This is a genomic window from Nostoc piscinale CENA21 (genome assembly GCF_001298445.1).
Lineage (GTDB): Bacteria > Cyanobacteriota > Cyanobacteriia > Cyanobacteriales > Nostocaceae > Nostoc_B > Nostoc_B piscinale_A.
Window position 1 is genome coordinate 2,570,587 of the sequence record NZ_CP012036.1, and the last position, 20,021, is coordinate 2,590,607.

General features: G+C 38.6%; 18 protein-coding genes and 1 pseudogene. 11 read left to right on the forward strand and 8 right to left on the reverse strand.

Annotated elements, in window-relative coordinates; all coding sequences use genetic code 11:
* Positions 1-6 precede the first annotated feature (6 nt).
* Positions 7-1,639: pseudogene (locus tag ACX27_RS11315) on the reverse strand (M16 family metallopeptidase).
* A 377-nt stretch (positions 1,640-2,016) separates the two neighbouring features.
* On the opposite strand from ACX27_RS11315, the gene ACX27_RS11320 reads away from it, so the two are divergent.
* A complete protein-coding gene (locus tag ACX27_RS11320; protein WP_062292170.1) occupies positions 2,017-2,631 on the forward strand; it encodes a TetR/AcrR family transcriptional regulator in 615 nt (204 codons plus the stop codon).
* A 32-nt stretch (positions 2,632-2,663) separates the two neighbouring features.
* Here ACX27_RS11320 and ACX27_RS11325 read toward each other — a convergent pair whose 3' ends face one another.
* Both ACX27_RS11325 and ACX27_RS11330 read right to left on the reverse strand, forming a co-directional pair.
* The gene (locus tag ACX27_RS11325; protein ID WP_062292172.1) at positions 2,664-3,113 is read right to left on the reverse strand and encodes a DUF4332 domain-containing protein; all 450 of its coding nucleotides are present in this window, start codon (positions 3,111-3,113) and stop codon (positions 2,664-2,666) included.
* 162 nt (positions 3,114-3,275) lie between these two features.
* Entirely contained in the window at positions 3,276-3,857 is a 582-nt protein-coding gene (locus ACX27_RS11330) for a TIGR04376 family protein (protein WP_062292175.1), read from the reverse strand.
* A 353-nt stretch (positions 3,858-4,210) separates the two neighbouring features.
* On the opposite strand from ACX27_RS11330, the gene ACX27_RS33675 reads away from it, so the two are divergent.
* From ACX27_RS33675 to ACX27_RS11340, 3 genes are read left to right on the forward strand one after another with little or no spacing between them, the layout of a single operon-like run.
* Complete coding sequence (locus ACX27_RS33675; protein ID WP_235526594.1) at positions 4,211-4,462, forward strand: hypothetical protein; 252 nt, start codon at positions 4,211-4,213, stop codon at positions 4,460-4,462.
* Positions 4,434-6,533: an ATP-binding protein gene (locus ACX27_RS11335; RefSeq protein WP_235526595.1), complete on the forward strand. Its 2,100-nt coding sequence runs from the start codon at positions 4,434-4,436 to the stop codon at positions 6,531-6,533. The genes ACX27_RS33675 and ACX27_RS11335 overlap by 29 nt, the downstream gene beginning before the upstream one ends.
* Positions 6,530-7,822 carry a hybrid sensor histidine kinase/response regulator gene (locus ACX27_RS11340; protein ID WP_062292177.1) on the forward strand — a complete coding sequence of 431 codons (1,293 nt, stop codon included), beginning with the start codon at positions 6,530-6,532 and terminating at the stop codon, positions 7,820-7,822. The genes ACX27_RS11335 and ACX27_RS11340 overlap by 4 nt, the downstream gene beginning before the upstream one ends.
* Positions 7,823-7,831: 9 nt before the next feature.
* Here the strand turns inward: ACX27_RS11340 and ACX27_RS11345 are convergent, their stop codons facing one another.
* Both ACX27_RS11345 and ACX27_RS11350 read right to left on the reverse strand, forming a co-directional pair.
* On the reverse strand, positions 7,832-8,716 hold the full coding sequence (locus ACX27_RS11345) for an alpha/beta fold hydrolase (RefSeq protein WP_062292181.1): 885 nt from the start codon (positions 8,714-8,716) through the stop codon (positions 7,832-7,834).
* A 120-nt stretch (positions 8,717-8,836) separates the two neighbouring features.
* A complete protein-coding gene (locus tag ACX27_RS11350; RefSeq protein WP_062292185.1) occupies positions 8,837-9,334 on the reverse strand; it encodes a HugZ family pyridoxamine 5'-phosphate oxidase in 498 nt (165 codons plus the stop codon).
* Positions 9,335-9,484: 150 nt separating this feature from the next.
* On the opposite strand from ACX27_RS11350, the gene ACX27_RS11355 reads away from it, so the two are divergent.
* The 4 genes from ACX27_RS11355 to ACX27_RS11375 all read left to right on the forward strand — a co-directional run bounded on the left by ACX27_RS11355 (position 9,485) and on the right by ACX27_RS11375 (position 12,812).
* Positions 9,485-10,969: a CIA30 family protein gene (locus ACX27_RS11355; RefSeq protein ID WP_062292188.1), complete on the forward strand. Its 1,485-nt coding sequence runs from the start codon at positions 9,485-9,487 to the stop codon at positions 10,967-10,969.
* A 135-nt stretch (positions 10,970-11,104) separates the two neighbouring features.
* Positions 11,105-11,452 carry a hypothetical protein gene (locus ACX27_RS11360; protein ID WP_062292189.1) on the forward strand — a complete coding sequence of 116 codons (348 nt, stop codon included), beginning with the start codon at positions 11,105-11,107 and terminating at the stop codon, positions 11,450-11,452.
* 5 nt (positions 11,453-11,457) lie between these two features.
* Entirely contained in the window at positions 11,458-11,850 is a 393-nt protein-coding gene (locus ACX27_RS11365) for a GFA family protein (protein ID WP_062292192.1), read from the forward strand.
* A gap of 587 nt (positions 11,851-12,437) precedes the next feature.
* Complete coding sequence (locus ACX27_RS11375; RefSeq protein WP_062292199.1) at positions 12,438-12,812, forward strand: hypothetical protein; 375 nt, start codon at positions 12,438-12,440, stop codon at positions 12,810-12,812.
* 220 nt (positions 12,813-13,032) lie between these two features.
* On the opposite strand, the gene ACX27_RS11380 is transcribed toward ACX27_RS11375, so the two are convergent.
* Positions 13,033-13,821: a DUF1868 domain-containing protein gene (locus tag ACX27_RS11380; protein ID WP_200929939.1), complete on the reverse strand. Its 789-nt coding sequence runs from the start codon at positions 13,819-13,821 to the stop codon at positions 13,033-13,035.
* A 307-nt stretch (positions 13,822-14,128) separates the two neighbouring features.
* Between ACX27_RS11380 and holA the strand changes: the two genes are divergently transcribed.
* Positions 14,129-15,130 (forward strand): DNA polymerase III subunit delta, encoded by a 1,002-nt coding sequence (holA, locus tag ACX27_RS11385; protein WP_062292204.1) that lies wholly within the window; start codon positions 14,129-14,131, stop codon positions 15,128-15,130.
* 175 nt (positions 15,131-15,305) lie between these two features.
* Positions 15,306-15,695, forward strand: a complete 390-nt coding sequence (locus ACX27_RS11390) for a DUF4168 domain-containing protein (protein WP_235526596.1) — start codon at positions 15,306-15,308, stop codon at positions 15,693-15,695.
* Between the two features lie 36 nt (positions 15,696-15,731).
* Here ACX27_RS11390 and ACX27_RS11395 read toward each other — a convergent pair whose 3' ends face one another.
* Positions 15,732-17,699, reverse strand: a complete 1,968-nt coding sequence (locus ACX27_RS11395) for a sensor histidine kinase (protein ID WP_062292211.1) — start codon at positions 17,697-17,699, stop codon at positions 15,732-15,734.
* 17 nt (positions 17,700-17,716) lie between these two features.
* Positions 17,717-18,574: a substrate-binding domain-containing protein gene (locus tag ACX27_RS11400; protein WP_062292214.1), complete on the reverse strand. Its 858-nt coding sequence runs from the start codon at positions 18,572-18,574 to the stop codon at positions 17,717-17,719.
* Positions 18,575-18,945: 371 nt separating this feature from the next.
* Between ACX27_RS11400 and ACX27_RS11405 the strand changes: the two genes are divergently transcribed.
* The gene (locus ACX27_RS11405) at positions 18,946-19,827 is read left to right on the forward strand and encodes a hypothetical protein (RefSeq protein ID WP_062292218.1); all 882 of its coding nucleotides are present in this window, start codon (positions 18,946-18,948) and stop codon (positions 19,825-19,827) included.
* Positions 19,828-20,021 lie beyond the last annotated feature (194 nt).

Below are 20,021 nucleotides of genomic sequence, written 5' to 3' on the forward strand. Positions count from 1 at the left end.
TAGTTTTCAAGCTTGTTTCGACAACAACTTACCAATAGTGCGATTTTCGGGGGTAAAAGTTGTTTTTGCCACTCGTTGAATATCCGCCGGAGTTACCGCCGCAATTTCATCCAATTGCTTGAACAAGTTTTGCCAATCACCTGTTTTCACTTCATATTCCAATAACAATTGCGCCATGCCTGTATTAGAATCAAGGCTGCGGAGTAAATCGGCTCTGGCTTGAGTTTTCACACGTTGTAATTCGGTGGCTGTGACTGGTTGAGTTTTTAAGTTATCAATTTCTTGACGTAAACCCGTAGCTAACTCATCCACAGTGTGACCGGGAGCCGTCAGGGCATAAAATAGCAGCAAATTGGGATATTTATCGCCAGGAAAACCGCTATAACCTTGGGCTGTCAGAGCTAGTTGTTGTTTTTCCACCAAAGATTTATACAATCTGGAAGTGCGCCCCTCGCTCAACAGTCGGCTGATAATTTCATAAACAGCGTTATCTGGATGAGTAATTGCCGGACGGTGATAACCTTCTAAATACCAAGGTTGGGAAGGTAGTTCTAAAGTGACTTCTTGTGTTTTAGTTTGCTTGGGTTCTACAGGAATTTTCGATTGGGGTTTGGGTTTGCTGGGAAAACGCCCAAAGTAAATTTGTGCGAGTCGTTTGACTTCGTTGGGGTTGACATCACCGACAATTGCGATCGCTAAATTATTTGGTGCATAGTAAGTATCAAAAAACTGCTTCACATCTTTTGGTGTGAGGTTGCGGATATCTTGGTCATAACCAATCACAGGCCGTCTGTAAGGATGAACTTTATACGCCGCATCGATGAATTTCTCCACCATTAGCCCGATAGGTGAATTTTCTACCCGTAAGCGCCGTTCTTCCAAAATTACATCTTTTTCTTTATAAAACTCCCGACTGAGTACAGGTTCCAAAAATCGCTCCGACTCCAGGGACATCCACAGTTCTAACTTATTAGATGGAAAGCTGTAAAAATAACGGGTGGCTTCGGTGGAAGTATTCGCATTTAAGCCTACACCACCCGCTTGTTCGACAATTTGTCCCATTTCGTTTTGCTTGACTAGCTTGGCGGCTTGGGCTTCCACCTGCTTAAATTCCGCTTGTAACCGCGCCACATCAGTTTTTTTTATTCTCTGCCTTAGCCGTTCTAATTTGGCTATCTAACTGTTCTAGGCGTTCTAAAAGCGGCTTTTCAGCTTTGTAATCTGTAGTACCAATCCGTTGCGTACCTTTAAAAGCTAAATGTTCTAGAAAGTGCGCCACGCCTGTTTTACCATCAGGCTCATCCACACCACCAACATCAGCGTAGGTTAAAAAAGAAACTACAGGCGCTTGATGGCGTTCTAAAACAATGAACTTCATCCCATTATCTAGTTGAAACTTCGTCAATTGCTTGACTACTCGGTCTAAATAAGGCTGAATCGAGCTTTTCTCTGGTGCTTTGCTGGGTTGGACTGTGCGTGGTGGAGGTGGTGCAGTTTGAGTTTGCGCCACAGCCATTTCTGGTAGAGAACCCGAAACTAAAATTGTGACAGCAAACAAGGTAATAAACAGCCGCAACAGTTTGAGCGAGAGTTGATTTGACCAATTTAAAACTGTTTTCAGGCTACGCAAATGATTCATAAGCAATATAGGTTGAAGTGTAAAGTGTGAAGTCTGAAGTCTGAAATATCGTATCCGCTTGATTACTTATGCCAAATAACTTTCAAACCCCACCCCGCCAAAGCTGTGCTTCGTCTCCCCTCCCGTAAACGGGGAGGGGTTTGGGGGTGGGGTGCAATGATTGTGGAAATCATAACTAATCAACTGGACTTGATAGAACAACAAATTTCATCTTCATCTTTTACACTTCAGACTGGTATTGTCAAATTCCCCATCCAGAGAAACAGGTCAATATTTGGGCAGGGCGTTAATCTTGTATTAAGCTTTCCGTGCTTTTTGTACTCGACGTTAGACAATAATGCTACCAATCGTGTTCCGGAAATCACACCGTAACTGTTATGCGAGTTTTTAATTCTCCCCCACCTTCAGAAGCACAAACACGCACCCGCATTTTACAAGCGGCCCGGCGACTATTTGCTTCGCAAGGATTTGATGGTACAACTACCCGCGATTTAGCCCAAGCTGCTGGCGTGGCTGAGGGTACGTTATTTCGGCATTTTCCGAATAAAAAAGCCATTTTAGTAGAAGTAGCGACGGGTGGCTGGGTGGAGATATTAACGGATTTGCTAACAGAATTGAGTGAAATGGGCAGTTATAAGGCTGTAGCCCAGGTGATGCGCCGGAGGATGTGGAATTTCCAGAAAAATGCTGATTTGATGCGGGTGTGTTTTATGGAAGTGCAGTTTCATCCTGATTTACGCGATCGCATTCAAATCGAAGTTATCAATAAAATGACAGATGTAGCCGAAGCCTTTTTTCAAACTGCAATGGATAAAGGCATTTATCGCCAAACCGATGCCAAACTTGTTGCTAAAGTATTTTTAGGGATGTTTGCGATCGCAGGTTTTTCTAACAACACCCTCATGGAACCCGACGCTTCTCCCCAAGAAATGCAGCACATGGCTGAAGGATTGGCGGATATTTTTCTCAATGGTGTATTGGTGAAGGAGTAGAGGCAGGAGGCAGGGGGCAGGGGGAGACATATTTACTCAGTACTCAGCACTGTCTTAGCTTGTTGACTCCATTGCTGGACTAACTCAATTGATGGACACAAGTCTCGTCGTTGCAAGGTGGCTACTTGCAAACGCATAATTTGTCTGTGCAATCTATGGCTGGGAGTTTGGGCTAATTGGGCGACAGAACCGATTCCTGCATGAAGCAATAAGCCACAATATTGTGTGCCAACACTGGGAATGCGGGATAAATCAGCTAGTGCTACCCATTTATTGACATACTGGAGATGAACTTGTAATTTACTAGCTAACGCTAATTTAGCTTCTAGAGTTTTGCCTTGATTGAAAAGACTGCGTGTAGTTTTAATGCCGCAAATTTGTAGTTGCGATCGTTCTTCTTGGCTTAATCCCGGTAATTGTTCAATCGGCCAGTCACCATATTGAATCAAACTTCGACTTTTATCTATAGGTTTAGCAGACATTGTTGACAATCAGATATGGGTAGTTGGGAAAAAATTTCCCTTTTTGGATATTAATTCGCTAAAATCTTGATACAAACACAAGTAAGGGCGTATAAATCGACGTTCCCATAGGATACGGAAGTTCTACCCTACACCCTCTACACCCTTACACCCTTTAAATTTTCACTTCTTCCCTAAATTCCGTTTCATGGCTTCTAATTCGTCTTCTGTTTCCCAACGGCGGAACTTTTCTTCTAAGTCATCGAAACTTCTCGAAGCACTTGTAGAAGAATTCCACCAACCATTAGTTTCTATGCGTTGTTGTTGGGCTTGGGCTTGGGCGCGTGCTGTTTGTGCTTCTGCGGCTTTGGCTTGCACTTCCTGTCTGCGTACCTGGATTTTTCGCAATAATTCTTGAGATTGATTCAGGCGTTCTTTTAGCCCTTGCATGTGTCCCCATTTTTGGTTTCCTTCTCGCAGGAGGGCGGCTTCTCGTTCTTGGGCGGCGGCGGCTAAGTCTTGCCTACCCGCATCCTTGGCTTTCTGCACGCGGATGTGCCAACGCTGAATTTCTTGGGCGGTGGAGAGAATATCGTCTTGCGATCGCTTTTCTTGGACTTGTAAATCTGCTATTAGCTTTAAAGTATCTTCTTCTTGCTGACGTAGTTGCTCTAACAGCGCCTCTAACTCCAAATGTGGATTATTACGCAAGAATTCTTCTAAACGGTTTTCTAAAAACCGACTCAAATCATCAAATAAGCCCACTGCCAGAACTCCAGGGTTGGGTGCGTGACTATTTTATTGTAATCAATTATTCCCAATCAACAATTCGTCTTTTGGTCGAAGCGAATTGTTAAGTAACCGTTATATAGCCAAAATATTATGAATACTTTACACAATCTTCTAAATATTTCTTGATATTTTCCCCTCTGCTGACTTTTTATTTTCAACTTAAATATACCTGTGATTATCAATGATGAATTGGGCAATCTAAAAATAACTTTCTAATACTTACTGGAAGTATGAAACTTGGGATAAGGCTTGACTCAATTCCATTTAAATATGCGGTTAAACGTAATTTCCTACTCCGCTTTGTTCTAGGCAGCACTACCATTTTTGTGAGCCTTTGCGCTTATTACACGTATATAGCGGCTCGCCATATCGCACTAGCAGATTTAAAACAAACTGCTTTTCAAACAGTGCAAAGAGGCGTTGATGAAATTGAAGAGTGGTTACACGTCCGCAAAGTAGAAGTACAAACAATTGCTAATACTTCAACGGTTCGCTCCCTAGAATGGTCTGTAGCAGAACCGTATTTACAAGCAGAAGTGCAGCGAATTCATGAATTTTTTTTTCTTTCAAATAGTTAGTCCCGATGGTTCATTTGCTAATACGAAAGTTGGTCGCTCAACCAAGAATATTAAGGATAGAGACTTCTTTCAAAAAGCATTAGCAGGACAAAGCAATATTTCCGATCCCTTTATTAGCCGTTCCACAGGGATTCCTTTAATTGCGATCGCTACCCCTATTTATGCCAATTCTCAAGCTAATAATTCACCAATTGGTGTGTTTCATGGCAATGTCAAAGTTGATAGCATTGATAATATTGTTAACTCGCTGCGCTATGGCAAGAACAGCTATGCTTTCGCCCTCAATTCTCAAGGACAAGCAATTGTTCATCCTGATGCAGCATTAATGTCAACAGTCGAAAAACCCGCTCCCAGTCTGCTGCAAAATCCTAATTTAAGGGCGATCGCCAAGCAGATGGTCAACAAAAAACAGGGAATTGAGTTACTAGAAATTGATGGTACTCAAAAATATGTGGCATATCTTCCCTTACATGAAGCTAATTGGTCTTTGGCTTTAGTGATTCCCCGCGAAAATATTGAATCTCGCTTGCGTCTTTTAGATGTAATTGCTTTGATTGTGGCAGGATTAACAATCACAATGATTACTGTTTTGTGGCGGGTGCAAGCCTTTGAACAAGCACAACTGAAAAAATCTCAAGCGGCGGCTGAGACAGCAAACCTCGCCAAAAGCGAATTTTTAGCTAACATGAGTCATGAACTGCGGACACCTTTAAATGGGATTTTAGGTTGCGCTCAAATTTTACTACGTTCCCAAGGTTTACCAGAAAAAGAAAAACATCACGTCAATATTATTGAACAATGTGGTTCCCATTTATTGACATTAATTAATGACATTTTAGACTTGTCAAAAATTGAAGCGAGAAAACTAGAACTACATCCTGATGATGTTTATTTTCCTTCTTTTCTCCAGGGAATTTCTGAAATTTGCCAAATTCGAGCCGAACAAAAAAATATTTTGTTTGTTTATGAACCTGCGAGTAATTTACCTACAGGGGTTCATATCGATGTTAAGAGATTGCGTCAGGTATTGTTGAATTTGCTGGGAAATGCTCTTAAATTTACCGATGCAGGTCAAGTTAGTTTTAAAGTAGAAGCGATCGCTGATCATCAACCAACAAAAAACCACTGCATTCGCTTTTGGATTCAAGATACAGGAATTGGTATAGCACCAGCCGAACTTAACAAAATTTTCCTCCCCTTTGAGCAAGTGGGAGAGAAAAAGCGTCAAACTGAAGGTACAGGACTGGGTTTAGCCATTACTCGTCAGTTGGTACAGAAGATGGGTGGCGATATCCATGTTAAAAGTCAGCTTGGAGAAGGTAGCACCTTCTGGTTTGAGTTGGAAATCCCAGAAGCCAGCGAATGGGTACAATCAGCGACAACTGCATCCGCCGGACAAATTATTGGTTTTGAAGACAGTCCGCTAACAATTTTGATGGTAGATGATCGCTGGGAAAATCGCACAGTCATTACCAACTTGCTGCAACCACTTGGTTTTAATTTAGTCGAAGCAACCAACGGTAAAGAAGGTTTAGCAAAAGCCATCGCATTGAAACCAGATTTGGTAATTACAGATTTACTCATGCCAGAAATGGACGGGTTTGAATTGATTCAACATCTGCGCCAAACTCCAGAGATTCAAGATGTCAAAATTATTGTTTCTTCTGCTAGTGTCTTTGAAACTGATCAACATCGCAGCCTCGAAGCTGGTGGTAATGATTTTCTCAGTAAACCTGTACAAGTAGATGAATTACTCAATCAATTAGAACATCTTTTAAGTTTGACATGGATTTACCAATCGTCTCAGACTCAAGCAGCAATAACTAATAACTTGGCTACAGCTAATCATCAAGCAGATTTATTAATTCCTCCCTCTGCGGAAGTTTTGCAAGAACTGATCACATTAGCAAATAAAGGCAATTTTAATGGAATTCTCAAGTGTGCTGATCAGCTGGAGACTTCTGATCAAAATTTTACTAACTTTGCTAATCAACTGCGACAACTAGCAAGGCAATTTGATGAAGATGTCCTGATTAGTTTTTTGCATCAATATGAGGTAGAGTCAAAATGACAGTCACAATATCAGACGAAAAATATGTTGGCGATCGCCATCCACGCGGCATTGTTTTAGTTGTTGATGATAATCCTAACAACTTACAAGTTTTATCTAGCTTTTTGGATGAATCTAGCTTTGAAGTTTGGGCGGTTCGTAGTGGCGAAAAAGCCCTACAAAAATTAAACAACAATAATTTACCCGATTTAATTTTGCTAGATGTGATGATGCCAGGTATGGACGGCTTTGAAACTTGTCAACATCTCAAAAATGATCCTCGTTCTGAGAATATTCCAGTAATTTTTATGACTGCCCTTTCGGAAACTGCCGATAAAGTCAAAGGATTACGATTAGGCGCTGTAGACTACATTACCAAACCTTTTCAACATGAAGAAGTATTAGTGAGGATTGAACATCATTTAAAGTTGCGGAACTTGACCAAAACTTTGATGACCAAAAATGCTGAACTGCAAAAAACTCAAACACAACTTATTCACGCCGAAAAGGCAGCAACTTTAGGTCAATTAGCAGCCGGAATCGCCCATGAAGTGAATAATCCCATTAATTTTATCGCTGGTAACTTAAGTTTTGTCGAACAGTATGTTCAGGAGATAGTTAATTTACTCCAACTCTATCAAAAGTATCTACCTGACCCACCCAATGAAATTCAATCTGCTATTAAATCAACTAATCTGAGTTATTTATTAAATGATTTATCGAAAATTCTCCAATCTATGCAGGTTGGTACAGAACGGGTTACAGAAATTGTATCCTCTTTAAATAAGTTTTCTCGCCACCGAGAAGCAGGTAAAAAACCAGCAAATCTCCATGAAGGTTTAGAAAGTACACTCCTCATTCTTGGTCATCGGTTGAAAGCAAATAATCATCGTCCAGCGATTCAATTAATCAAAGATTACGGAGATTTACCACTAGTTGATTGCTATCCTGGCGAAATCAATCAGGTTTTTATGAATTTGATTTGTAATGCTATCGATGCGATTGAGGAAAATCAAAAAAGTAAAACATTTCCAGAAATTGCCCAAAGCCCTGGTTTAATTCATATTACAACAGATGCAATTGATGATAAAGCTATAATCAAAATTGCCGATAATGGCTCAGGAATTAGTGAAGTCGATCAAACTAAAATTTTTGATGCTTTCTACACCACAAAACCCATAGGTAAAGGCACAGGTTTGGGTCTATCGATTTCTTACCAAATTGTGGTCAACAATCATCATGGCAAATTATATTACAATTCCAAAATAGGTGAAGGTTTAGAGTTTGTAATTGAGCTACCTATTAGATAAACTCTGGCACTATAAATGCTGCTGTAATAAACCAATTATGACTTCGGGTAATTCTAAATGAGGGAGGACTCCAGCATCAGCGATCGCATAAAATTTAGATACAGCATTGGGATTTAAATTCGCCAACCTCCGCCCTAATTTGATACTGGTAAATTGGGCTTCCTCACCCCAAAAAAACACAGTTGGAATAGTTAACTGTTGCTGATATAAACTCAAATCAAAATATAAATCACCCCGCAAAAATGCCAAAGCTGCAAACCTAGCATTCGGTTGTTGTGCTGAAGTTAAATAAGCAGCGACCATTTCTGGTGAAACGCGTCCGGGTTTGGCAAACAGAAAACTTTGTAAAAAATTTCGCACTGACAATTCATTCTCTGCACCCAAAGCATAGATTAAACTATCTACTAGCGGTGTATTGATAACAGAAAGTGGGAGCCTGCGTCCAGCACCTTGACCAAAATCATCAAACCCCGAAGGACAAACTAAATATAGTGATTGAAATAATTGTGGTTGAGTAATAGCCAAACGAACAGTGAAAGCAGCCGTCAGAGATGAGGCGATAACTGTTACAGGTTGGCGACAAGTTTGAGTAATAAATTCAGCCAGCGTCGTCAAATAATCCTTAATTTGATAATCGCGTACAGGGTGTGCAGAATCTCCCCAACCAATTAAATCAGGCGCTAAAATACGATATTCGTCCGCGAAAGCTGGGTACACCTTCGACCATTCATAAGCCGAAGCGCCACCCCCAAAATTATGTAGAAATAATAGTGGCGATAAATCTTCACTATCAGCATTCAACCAAGGTGCAGATGTCTGAGTATAATACACCATCGCTCCCAAGGAAGTATGAATCACTTTCTGCCCAAAGCCAGGAGGTTGAAACTGAAGCATAAAAAGTATGAAGTATGAAGTGTGAAGTCAAGATATTCCTAGATACTTTACAAACATCTCTCTCCCTTGTCTCCCTTGTCCTCCTTGTCTCCCTTGTCTTCCAGCAAAATAATCAACAACCTAGCGATTATCCCTCGTAATATGAGTTAATTCATTTAAATTGTCGCCACTAATTTTATAAGCATTACCAAAACCAAGGACAAAACGGCCAGAACTGGGAATTAGTTGAAAAATCCGAAAGTCACCCAAGCTTTTTAAGACTTCAATCATTTCACCAAAGCGTTCTTGCAGTTGGTCAACAATTTTATTCCAAGTCTCTGTATCTCGTTCTATTAACGTCGCAGTACAATCAAAACTTAGACGACGACGAGCAAAAATGTTATTACTTTTTGTTTCATCTTCAATAAATAAAATACTCACACGGGGATTAGCATAAATATTTTGTGAGTGGGCTGCCAAGTCGCTAATATAAATATAAATATTTTTGGCTGCATCACTAACGAAAGGCGCATAACTGCTGTTAGGTATGCCTTCTGGACTGATAGTGCTAATAATGACACTCTGAAACTCTTGCAGAAAATTGACGTATTCAGCTTGAGCTTTTTCTAGCTGACTCATAAGTAAGTTTTTGTATGATTAATAACGTTTAAGTAAGTATTTTAGGGTGTTTTTGCGATCGCAAAACACCAACTTATTGTACCTACTTCCTCATCTTCAAGACCAAAATCGATATCATGTAACAAGAAATCAAGTAATGAGGACGCAATTGTGAATGACAAAAATCGTTCTCAATGGGACTTAGGCAGGTTTATCAACACCTTGTCTTACTTCGAGGTTATTCCTTTTCTCAACTGCATACAAAAACTTATCCAAGGTCGTCCCCAAGACACACAACATAGACCTAATGGAGAAAAAAGCGTGGGTGTAATACTAGTAGCGGGTGCAACGGGTGGACTTGGTAAGCGAGTCATCAGGCGACTGAGAGAACGAGGTTATCAAGTTCGCGGTTTGGTACGTGATATTGACAAAGCAAGGTCAATTTTGGGTAACGATGTTGACTTAGTAGTTGCAGACATCACCAAACCCGAAACTTTAACCGCATTAGTCATGGCGAATATTCAAGCCTTAATTTGTTGCACAGCCGTGCGTGTCCAACCCGTGGAAGGTGACACCGCCAATAGAGACAAATATTATCAAGGCGTGAAATTTTACCAGCCGGAAATTGTTGGGGACACTCCCGAAAATGTCGAATATCAAGGTGTGAAAAACTTAGTAGCAGCCGCCGCCAAATATCTCCCCGCCGCGAATGAAAAACTGATTTTTGATTTTACCCATCCCTCTGCTGAATTAAGAAATATTTGGGGTGCATTAGATGATGTGGTTATGGGTGGAGTGAGTTCTAGTAATATTCAACTCACAGAAAATACTGCTGTGTTTGCTGGAAATGTTTCTACAGCAAACTCCGGTGGTTTTGCATCTGTGAGAACGAAAAACTTTGACCCACCTTTTAATCTATCTGGGTACACAGGTGTAGAAATCCGAGTTAAAGGTGATGGACAACGTTATAAACTTTTTCTCCGCCCTGATGCAACTTGGGATGGTTTAGGTTATAGCTATTCTTTCGATACTGTAGCTAATAGTTGGATAAATATTCGCATTCCTTTTGCAGAATTAACACCTGTATTTCGGGCAAAAACTGTTAAAGATGCTCCACCATTAAATACTAGTAAAATTAGCTCATTTCAACTGATGTTGAGCAAATTTGAATATGATGGGGCGTTAAATCCTAAATTTAGCCCTGGTGGTTTTTGTTTACAGGTGGAATCTATCAAAGCCTACGGAGAGAAGACTTTACCAAAATTTATTCTTGTTAGTTCCGCAGGTGTCACCCGTCCCGGAAGACCAGGAATTAATTTAGATGAAGAACCTCCCGCAGTCAGATTAAATGACCAGTTAGGTGGTATTTTAACCTGGAAATTAAAAGGCGAGGATAGTTTAAGAGCTAGTGGTATTCCTTACACAATTATTAGACCTTGCGCCTTAACTGAAGAAAGCAGTGGACAAGAGTTAATTTTAGAACAAGGTGATAACATACGTGGCAAAATCAGCCGCGAGGATGTGGCAGAACTTTGCGTACAAGCGTTAGAAGAAAGTCAAGTACATAATGTCACTTTTGAAGTCAAAGCAACAGAAAATAAAGTGAACTCTCGCAATTGGGAGACGTTATTTTCTGGTTTACAATCTGATAAATAAATCAATACTCTATAGATTGATTAATATATATCAGCATACTTTTTTTGGTGGTGCGATCGCACTACCAAACCTACCTTTTTTAACTCTGCTATATCTTCTTCCTTTGCGCCCTTAGCCTTCTTTGCGGTTTGGACAATGAAAAGCATTCAAGCATTAGGAATTGCGATAGCTTTAGCCATCATTCTCTGGGCTGGGTTATTCTCTAACACAGCATCATCACAGCAAATCGAATCTCGCCTGAATAATTTACAGGCTGATTTTAATCGTATAGAGTCACGGTTAAACCAAATAGAATCTCAACTCGGAAACACTCGCCAGTCTCCTAACTCACGCACAAGAATTACTGTACCACAGTCAAATCGACGGAATCTATCACAAGCAGAACGGGATAAAATGTTTGACCGTTTAGCGACTTTAGTGGTTGAATTAAAACAACAAGTGAATACTTTAGAACAACGCATTACTAAATTAGAATCTCGTTAATTAATATGGTAGAAAATATTTCAGATGCAATGACATACGAGGGTGGTTGTCATTGTGGCGCAGTACGTTTTCGAGTTATTGTTAACAACCACAAAGTTGATGATTGTAACTGTTCAATTTGCCGAAAAAAGGGCTTTTTACATTTAATAGTCTCCAAGGAAAAGTTTACGTTATTGCAAGGTGAAACTGAGTTAACAACTTATAAATTTAATACAGGCGTTGCTCAACATAAATTCTGTAAGACTTGCGGGATACATTCTTTTTATATTCCCCGTAGTCATCCTGATTGTATTGATGTCAATGTTAGATGCTTAGATGGCGATGTCATCTCAAATTTTGAAATTGTTCCTTTTGATGGGATGAATTGGGAAGCCAATATTCACAAGTTGATTAATTAAGATGATTGTCAATAGAGGAAATAGGGAACACATTTATGTGGATAATTTACAAACATCCCTATCCCTTTTCTTCTTCATCTCCCTTGTCTCTATTATTCACATATCAATAAGTAATTACATAGGTGTTCATAATTTTAATCATCTTCGTGAATAACTCGCAGAAATACAAAAGATGGAATAGCAAATAAAATTCTACTGAATTGTTGCGAAAAGTAAACACTAATCAGCTTAAATTCCTGATTTATTCAAAGGTTGGGAGCCATTTTTTCACAAATTATTTATAACTGCTATAGTGTTAATGTATGCTCTAGAGTAAGGGCAGATAAGTTATCTGTGATTTATTGTTATTTGAAGAAAAAACACAAAATATATATTTTTGTAGAGCAATTGCTAAAGAAAGATGATGAAACTCCAACCGCAGGCGATGGAGATTATATAAAAGTTGTACTAGGAGTGAATGGATATCTGATTAGCCTGTTTTACAAGCTGATATATCTGAATAAAGGGAATCTCTTCAATCAAGCAAGTATAGGAAAATTATTCAGTTTGTATCAGTAATTAACCCTTTAGAATTAGGGAAAATTTCTATGAATCAACCATATCTCTCTCCCGATGATTTACCTTCTCATAAAACAACACTAATTAGTGAAGTATTACTTAGTCAGTTAGAAGAGACAGTCAAACAAAGGTTTTTTGCAGTTTGCGATCGCACTGTCCGTCTTTTATTATCTAGTTGTCATTGGTATTTCAAAATCAATAGCGGTATTCTCATATTAATTATGGTTTGCCATGATATCGAAAGTTATCAGAACATTATGATGACTGTGCCGCATTTAGCGGAAAAGTTAAAGCAATTTGCTAACCAAGCCAAAATTAGTATTAGTTCTCCAGTTAACCAAGGCGTTCCTTGGGTAATCAGTGTCAATGATATCTTTTTCGGAGAAGAATCATCTGAGCGTTGACTTCCAATAAATCAAGGGGTGTATAAACTCAAATATTGCATTAGAAGACTGAAGTCACAGGCCAGCTGCTAAAAAAATACTGGCTTGGCTACACAGGCAAAACCCACCAAGCCGCTAGTAAGTCGCTGTTTGTGTAGCCTTAAACTCCAGTCTAAGAGATACAAATTTAACAGTGAATAGTGAACAGTTATCAATAACATACTGATAACTGATAACTGATTTAAAAATCTAAACTCGGCCAGTCTGATTCACGATAATAACGTGTCATATCATCAAACTTCCGCAATTCAACTCGGTTAACCAGAAATTCTGGCGAATTTTCTAGCCATTGTTGATTTAATTCCGCAAGTAAATCACTGAATTTATTACGGTCTAAATCTGGCGTAATATCGCCAAAATAGCCCAATGTAATGTGGGCTGTGAGGTGATAATGTTGTTCAATCCCCAGTGCAATCAATTTGGGATTTTGATAAATTGTGCGGCGGAATTGAATTATTTGTTCATAAGAACTTTCATCTTTGGGGACTAAACAAACCGCCAAAGCTCTTGGCATGAGAACTAATCCCAACATTTGCCAGTAAATTGGATGAGTTGCTGGTGTTATGGTTTGTTGATATTGTTGAAATATTTCCCCTGTGTAACGGTGTAATTCTTCCTCAAACTTGGGATTTTTCTCACAAGCATCAAGATAAGCATGATCCCAAATCAAATCTGCCAAAGTTAAATGAAAGCTGGCAGGTGGTACAGGGACAATCAAATCCTGGTTTACAGGTAACTGTAAAAGTTGCTGTTGGTAGGTTGTTAAGGTTGCGTAGAAAGCAGCGTTTTCCGCCGCTTCTTCTGCGGTTGGGGTAATTAATGTATAACCAGGAAAAGGCGCTGCTTGTCTGGTTCCAGAAGCAGGTAAAAATTTAGAAGACTCCTGGATATGCTGAACTTGGGTTTTATATGATTCTGGTAGCATCATTCTTGCTACCCGGTTCAGGTAAGTTTGGTAGTTGTCGTCCAATCTTCAATAGCCTCACGTTCTTACTTGATAGATTTTAGGGAAAATTATCCAGTTGTGACTAAGTTGACTTAAAAAGTATTGAGGATTGGAGTAAGGGAGTGGGGAGAAAATGTTGAGATGGGTGTAACCCGAATTTCTCACGCATGGGTAGGGAGTGTGGGAAGTGTGGGGAGAGAGGGAAGTGTGGGTGGAAAGATTTCTTCACCATCCACCCACACCTCCCACCCCTCCCACACCCCTAGATTTCTCTCTTGTGAGAAATCCAAGCCTACTCCCCACTCCCTTTATAGATACGAGGTTGATATATATGCCGATTTTGGTTTACTGGGGTGAAGATGACTTTGCGATGGAAAAAGCGGTTAATTCGTTACGCGATCGCATTTTAGATCCCTTGTGGACAGATTTTAACTATTCTTATTTTGCGCCTGATCAATCTGATGCTGCGATTGCCGCTTTAAATCAAGCGATGACACCGACTTTTGGTGCTGGTGGACGTTTGGTTTGGCTGATAAATACCAACCTTTGTCAACAATGTCCTGAAAATGTGTTGGCGGAATTGACACGCACTTTACCAGTCATTCCAGAAAATTCCTATTTATTGCTTACCAGTCGCAATAAACCAGATGAACGGCTGAAATCTACCAAATTGCTAAAACAATTCGCCACAGAGTTTCGGGAATTTTCGCTGATTCCCCCGTGGAAAACCGAATTAATTGTGCAAGCTGTTCAGCAAGCGGCGCAAACTATAGGTGTACAACTCGCGCCGAAAACTGCCGAACTGTTAGCAGAAACTGTGGGTAATGATACAAGGCTGCTTTACAACGAGTTAGAAAAATTGCGGCTGTATCATCTGGATAGTAAAAAGCCTTTAGATGTCGAGACTGTTAGTAAATTAGTCAGAAATACTACGCAAAATAGTTTACAATTAGCAGCAGCAATTAGAACAGGTGATACAGGCAAAGCTTTAACTGTATTGACTGATTTGCTAAATGCGACCGAACCAGGATTACGGATAGTGGCAACATTAATTGGTCAATTTCGCACTTGGTTATGGGTCAAAATTGTCACAGATAGCGGTGAGCGTAACCCGCAAGCGATCGCTCAAGCCTCTGATGTGAGCAATCCTAAACGTATCTACTTTTTACAACAAGAAGTCAAATTACTGTCTGTGCAGCAACTAATTTCGTGTTTACCGTTACTGTTGGAGTTAGAAATCAGCCTTAAACAAGGATCTGCGGAAATATCCACACTCCAAACCAAAGTAATTGAACTTTGTCAAATATGTAAAGGCAACGGAAAATACATATAAAATTTCGGTACACTGAAATTTCGATTGGAACTTCTCACTCCCAAAATAATTCACAATCAATAAAGCACCTTTAAGATTGAGTCCTGTGTCACAGACATGATGAACAAAATTACTAACTTTTTTTTCCAAGATGCGCTGGAAAATTTATTACCTAAAAACTTTTTTTTTAGGAGTGATGACTACTGTAAGTTTGTTAGCCAGCACATTGACATTTACAGCCAAAGCTGATGCTCAAACTCCTACAGTCAATAATAATGAAATCGTCAGCTATGCCCAAGCTGTCTTAGCAATGGAGCCATCACGCCAACAAGCCTTTAGCGAAATCAAAAAATTAATCGGTGGCGGAGAAATTCCCCAGATTGTTTGTAACGAGCCTCAAAGCATTAACAGTCTACCACGCAAAGCCAGAGATATTGCCGTCAATTACTGTAATCGCTCTCAAAAAATCGTGGAAGAAAATGGTTTAACCATTGAGCGGTTTAATAATATTACTCTCGAAATTCAAAATAACAATAACTTAAAAAGGCAAATTTACAATACCTTAATTCGCTTACAAAAAAAATAATAATTTTGATAATAGCAACAATCAAAATTCTCAAATTTAGCGGATTGGAATTGTAATCACAAATTCTGTACCTGTGCCTGGTAATGAAATACACTGTAATGACCCGCGATGCTTTTCAGTCACTATTTGGTAACTAATCGATAAGCCTAAACCAGTTCCCTTACCAATTGGTTTAGTAGTGAAAAAAGGATCAAATAAACGACTTTGTACTTCCTGGGGAATTCCTGTCCCATTATCAGCAATATGAATACTAATATTTTCCTGGTCACATACAGAAGAAATGCGAATTATTGGCTGTGAACAAAGATTTTTTTCCCAAGCTTCATCTAAAGCATCAATGGCATTGGCTAAGATATTCATAAATACCTGATTTAATTGCCCAGCAAAACATTTAATTTCAGGCATTTCACAATAATCTTTAATAACTTGAATTTCGAGGCGATGAGGTTGGGCTTTCAGACGATGGCGCAAAATTAACAAAGTGCTATCTATACCATCATGCACATTTGCACTTTTAAATTCAGCTTCATCTAAGCGTGAAAAAATTCGCAAAGAAAGAACGATTTGATGAATACGTTCTGCACCTACCTTCATGGAAGTTAAGATTTTTGGTAAGTCCTGGAGGATGTATTCAATATCAACTTCCTGCATGACATCTCGAATATGAGCGTCTGGATAAGGATAGGATTGTTGATAAAGTTGAATTAAGTGCAAGATATCTTTAACATAATTTTCCGCGTGTCCCACATTACCATAAATAAAAGTCACGGGATTATTAATTTCATGGGCAACACCAGCAACTAATTGTCCTAAAGATGACATTTTCTCGGTTTGAATGAGTTGAGCCTGAGTTTGCTTTAACGCATTTAATGTATGCTTTAAATCACGATTTTTGCGTTCAATTTCTTGTGTACGTTCTTTGATTCTCTCCTCTAATGTTTCTTTAGCAGCATACTGTTCTGTTAAAAGCTGTTTTACTTGTTGAATTAGCTGATTTAAAGCAATAGCTAGAACACCAACTTCATCTTGAGTAGTTACTGGTGCTTGTAAGTCAAAATTGGCATCTTCTGTAACTTTTTTGGCAATTTTGGTCACAGCTTGCAAAGGACGAGTGATTTTCTGACTAATTAAATAGCCGATAAATGTAACAAGTGTTCCTCCTAATAAAAACAAAATTTCTAAGCGTACCCAAAGCCAGTCTTGAGCTGTTTCTAATTTCAAGGTTGGATAAAGTACAGTGGTAATTAAAGACTGACTAGCTCCTTGAAATAAGATACTTTTGACGAAATACCCTTGTTGATTAATAACTACTTTGATGGTAGATAAAGTAGGAGCAGGAGGTTGCCATTTTAACTGCTTAATTTCTGGTATAGTTGATGCAATAATTGTGTCTTGTTTTGTAGTGACTATTTGTTTAGCAGAGCCAATAGCAATTTGTTTTAAAAATGACTCATCTACTAAATTACCAATAATAATTCCGCCAATAATTTTTTCAGCAGATTTAATTGGTATAATGGCTACTTTTAATATTTGTGGACTACCTTCTACATCCACAAAATCATTGAAATTAGCTCCACTAGTGGCAAGGTTAGTAATAGTTTTATCAAGTAACTTAGCATCATTTAATCTTGCATGTCTCATTTCGACCAAAGTATTACTACTAGTATCAACTACTTTGATCCAATCAAGCTCCAATGTAGTTCTGATCGGTAGTAAATCCTGTAGCAGCTTTTCTGTATCTTTTTGTTCAATAGCTAAGTGAATTGTTTCACGTCCGGCTATTAAATTCACTTGAATTTCTAAATCTTCCTGTTCATGCTGAAAATCTTTGTAGACTCTTTCTGCAAAACTCGCAACTTCTTGGCGAATATTCTGTTCAAGGCTATTGGTAAACCAATGTCCAATAATTAATAAACACAATATAAATATGCTCAAAAATATAGCAAGAGATGAGAAAACTATTTTCTGGCTGAGATTGAGCCGGAAGCGAAACTTTCTTCGCATAGCAGTTATAAATGTATTTAATTATGAGGAATAAAGCCTTTATCTTGCAGTAGTTTCGTTCCTTCTGGACTAAAGACAAAATCGATAAATTTCTGGGTGTTAGATGTAGGTGTCTTCTGCCAAATTAGCCCTAAATGACGTACCATTTGGTATTTGCCATTAGTGAAATTTGCTTTATTTGGTGCAGTACCATTCAAGTTGAGGCGATTGACTGGTAATTGATTAATTAAGGAATAAGCTAAAGAAAAAGCACCAATGGAATAAGGAGTGCTTTGTAAAGTATCAATTAGCTCTCCTTCTTTATTTAAAATGACAGCCTGAGTTGTAGTTTTATCTTGACCTAAATAGTATTTTCGCAGTAATTTTTTCGCAGACTCATCTTCAGGTCTATCTAAGACCAAGATTTTAGCATTCGGCCCGCCTAATTCTTTCCAGTTGGTAATTTTGCCAGCGTAAATTGACTTTAACTGATCAGTTGTTACATTCGTTACGCCTTTAACGCTGTTGTGAGTAGCAACGATAAGCAAATCTTCTGCTAATTCTCGATATTGAATTTTACCATTATCCTCTTCTGGCTTGAGTTTGTGACTACTACTAGCAATATCGACAATACCATTTTTCAGTGCAGCGATCGCTCCTTCTGATTGACCTTGTGAAACAAACTCAAATGTGGCTGTTTGGTTATTAGCTTGATAAGCTTCTGTGAGTACTTTTAAAACAGTGACAGATGAACTAGAACCAGCCAGTTTGATAGGTGGCTGGGTTTGGGGATTATTTTGACTGTTATTTGTCGGACTAGTTGATTTGACAGAGTTACAACTACAAAGTCCTAACACGACTAATCCTAAGAGAATTCGAGTAGTAATAATTTTCACGGTGAGTCAGCCAATACCTTTTTCAGAATAATTCTCATTTTAGATTACCCAAATACTGAGGCAGAATAACAGTAAATAATCGTGAAATTACGGTGTAAAGAACTCTTGATTGCAACAGCGATACTTGTAAATATTGATAAGTTTTGTATCGCTATAAATACCAAGATTTTGCTACTGTATTTCTGCTGGCGATCGCGCTTTTGTAGTTCATCCAACTCTCAGGAAGACTACCAGCGAAACGCAAAATTTTTATACCAGTAAATAAAATTAAAAAGTTTGAATTTAGTGGCGCATTCTCTAAACCCACTATAAAATCAGACTCAATCTTTATGTTGATGCCAATATTGCTATTTAATAGCAGGAAATTTGCTATGAGAAAAATTAATAAATCTATATTTTTAACTTTGACTACTGTTGGTTTATCAGTCAGTTATTCAAGTTTATTTGCTACTGAAAATCATCTTCGGCAAGCGGCTAATTCACCAAAGCAATTATTTGCACAGTCCCAAACCATACCTTATGTATATGAATATTTAGATAAAAATAAACCAGAAAGTTACAACTTTTTGAAAAAGCAACTAGACGCATCTATTCAAGATGCTAAAAAGCCAAGTCAAGATAAAGTAATCAATAACCTTTGGGCATTATCCACCACTAACTCCAAAATTAAAACGCGAGAACGGGACGGTAAAACAGAATTTTTGATGGTGAGTTGGCTATATACACCAAATCCTAGTACAGACTGGCCTGTAGGCACAAAAGAAATCAGCCGTCAAACTTGGTTAACAGCGTTTCCCCAAGTCCAAGAATTTTGCCAAAACTGCAAAGGAACAGGAATTAACTTAACAGGAAATGTAATGTTAGCTTTGAGATTACAGCAGTATTTAGGCTTGATTTTAAATAAAAGTGCTAATAAAACCCACTTTGTAGAAATGTGGGTCAAAGCAGAAGACTTAAGCAGACCATGTATTGACCCAGAAATTAACGATTCGACTTGCAATGTTTTACCTGTTCCTGTAATTAAAAGTAATTCTTTGCTGCACGATATTTATCAAAACTCTTTTGAGAATGATAAAAAAGAATATTATCCTTGGACTGGTTTAGGTTATACATACGATTGGGGAAATCCGAAAAAGCCTCATGTTGGTGCTAGTGAATTTCTCATCAACGGTACTAACGACAAACCAGTTATAGTAGAAGTTGTTGCTATTAAAGAAACTCTAGAATATTGTAATAACCAGTATTTAAAGTAAAAGCTGATTTTTACTTATTAAAAATCAAGAGCCTCAGATCCCCGACTTCTTTAAGAAGTCGGGGATCTTTTTGTTCACAAATAATTTAGGATTACCACATCACCTTCTGGCGTAGCAATCGTAAAATATTACATTATGTACTCTTGTAGGATGAGCTTCTAGCTCGTCCAATAATTATATAAACTTAGATTTAA